The sequence below is a fragment of the Candidatus Cloacimonas sp. genome, from assembly GCA_039680785.1.
Classification (GTDB): Bacteria; Cloacimonadota; Cloacimonadia; order Cloacimonadales; family Cloacimonadaceae; genus Cloacimonas.
This window is the reverse complement of the sequence record JBDKSF010000112.1, coordinates 1-2,676: the sequence shown is the minus strand read 5'-3', so window position 1 is coordinate 2,676 and position 2,676 is coordinate 1. Positions and strand designations below refer to the sequence as shown.

The window sequence follows — 2,676 nt, the reverse complement described above, 5'->3', positions numbered from 1 at the left end:
ATATGAAAAAAATCCGGAAAAAATAGTAGAACCATATGCTATCAGAGCCGTTATTCCAAGTAATTTACCGGCACCTTTACCTAAATCTGCAATTCCGGGAGCAACCAGTCCGAGAATAATCAAAGGTATTATAAACCCCAGGAAGTTACTGAAAACCGAATTGATTGTAACAAAAAATTTAACGACAGGAATTGGAAAAATAAACGACGACAGAATACCCAAAATAATTGCGATAATGATCTTTGTAAGAAGACCCACTTTGAAGTTAATCATATATTGCTTTTTTAATTTTTATAAAATTTCTCCTCCTCTTTGAGAATGCCAACTCCATATTCTCCTGACGATATTGCCCAAGCTCTATTCATCAATCCTGTATTAAAGACAATAGAAATGTTTCCATATTTATCCACAGCAATAATCCCCCCACCCGATCCGCCCATTGGATCTATTTTATTAAAAATCACCTCATTTGCAGCTTCTTCCAACGTGTATCCTTTATAATCAATCAGAGCCGAAATATCAAATGCAACCACCCTTCTTATCCACAACTCCCCATGACCTGTTCCTGAAACAGCAACCGTATTGTTATTGGCATATGTCCCTGCCCCAATAATCGGCACATCGCCTACTCTACCCCATTTTTTTCCTGACATCCCACCTGTAGAGGTTGCAGCAGCAAGATTACCATGAATATCCAGAGCGACACACCCGACCGTTCCCCTGGGATCAGGTTTCTCACGACTCTCTTTAATTTTATTGATTTGCTCTGTGCGGTTTTTTGTAGAAAAGTATGAGTTTTCAACAATTTCCTGCCCCATTGATTTGGCAAACGCAGAAGCCCCATCCCCAATCAGAAAAACATGCTGTGTACTGTCCATGACCAGTCTTGCAGTTTTTATCGGATTTTTAATATCTCTTACTCCCGCTATAGCGCCAGCCTTTAGATTTGATCCATCCATTATGGCTGCATCCAGTTCGTGAATTCCTGCAATGTTAAATACTGCTCCTTTTCCTTCATTAAACAGGGGACAGTCTTCCAGATAAACAACAACAGCTTGCACTGTATTCAGGCTGCTCTCTCCCCGGGAAAGCATATCTCTACCAATATTCAGAGCGGCAAGAAGTTGCGTTTCATACTCCTTTTTCTTTTCATCATCAAAAGAAGATGGTGCGCTTCCTGCTCCCCCGTGAATTGCTATTGCCCATTTTTCCTGTTGTCTTTTACCTTGAGCAATAACTAGGTGGCAGCCAAGTGTAACCATTATCAATGTGGCAATTATCTTAATTTTCATAATTGTCAAAAGTAGTAAACATTTCTAAATATTATTAATCAACCTTTAACTCACCTAAGCTCAGTCAACTACGCAGGCAGCTTTTTCTCTTTTCCAGGTGGTAGCAGAGAATATTATCGCTAAAATACTCGCTACAATAAAGATCCAAAATGTTGCGTTCCATCCTAAACTTTTATCTGTAGCTACTGCTCCTATCAAAATTTTTGAGAGAAGAGCATCTCCAATAAGATACCCGAACAATCCTACAAAGCCGGCTGCAGTACCTGCAGCATTTTTTGGTACCAGGTTAACCGCCTGAATTCCTATTAAAGCTACCGGCCCATAAATAAAAAAGCCTATTGCAATTAATGAACTGTACACTACTGCTACCCTTGTTGCAATAAAATCAGTGGAAAAAACATCCGAAATATAAGCTGCCACAGGCGCTGCTTTCCAATATAAGATTATTGAGAACAACACTAGTAACATATAAATAACGTTTGCAGGAGCACACCTTCCTTTAAACAATTTAGCAGAAATTAACCCACAAATAATCGTTCCCGGAACCCCTGCGTAATTATGAAGAGAGAAGGCCATTTTACTTTGTTCACTTGTTAGTAAACCTGCCTCTTGGCAGTAAGTTGGTGACCAGTCTCCAATGCCATATCTAACCAAATAAACAAAGATGTTTGCAAGAGCTATTAGCCAAAGGACCTTATTTTTGAATATATACTTGATAAACAATTCTGAAACAGGAATTTTTTCCTCAGAACTCATTTCCTTCTTAACAGTATAATCATTTCTATACTTATCAACTGGTGGCAGTCCACAGGATTGAGGAGTATCCCTCAATGCCCACCAGCAAAAGATAGCAACAATAAGAGCTACAGCTGCCGGAAATACAAATACTGCTCTCCAACTTTGATCAACCATTGCTCCACCGCCAATATCAACCATAAAGAAACCGCCCAACACAATAGTTCCCACAGCAGCAAGGTTGCCCATTAAACCACTTCCAAAAGTATGAGAGGTATTCCATATTGACATCTTAAAGCTTCTCTCATTATGAGAAAACCAATGCACCATTACCCTTCCACACGGAGGCCATCCCATTCCCGAAAGCCACCCGATAATCAACATCAAAATAAAAATAATAGCAACAGAGCTGGTGGCAAAAGAGAAAAGACCAACAGACATCATTAAAATTGATGAAAGAATCAATCCTATTACCAAAAATTTACGAGCATCAGATCTGTCTGATAAACTTCCCATTATAAATTTACTAAATGCATATGCGATAGAAAGTGCGGAGAGTGCAATACCCAACTCGAACTTGGTATAGCCTAACCCGCCATTTTCTACGGATTGAATCATCCCTGGTATAGCCAATGCAAGATTTTTTCTA

General features: G+C 39.3%; 3 protein-coding genes. All 3 read right to left on the bottom strand.

Going from position 1 to position 2,676, the window contains the following annotated elements; translation table 11 throughout:
* Positions 1–273: cation:dicarboxylase symporter family transporter (locus ABFC98_07965; GenBank protein ID MEN6445963.1), on the bottom strand; the 273-nt coding region annotated here is incomplete at its 3' end.
* An 11-nt stretch (positions 274–284) separates the two neighbouring features.
* Positions 285–1,292, bottom strand: coding sequence for an isoaspartyl peptidase/L-asparaginase (locus tag ABFC98_07960; GenBank protein MEN6445962.1), 1,008 nt, complete (start codon positions 1,290–1,292; stop codon positions 285–287).
* Positions 1,293–1,352: 60 nt separating this feature from the next.
* Positions 1,353–2,676, bottom strand: a 1,324-nt coding sequence (locus ABFC98_07955; protein ID MEN6445961.1) for an MFS transporter, incomplete at its 5' end; no start/stop codon positions are given.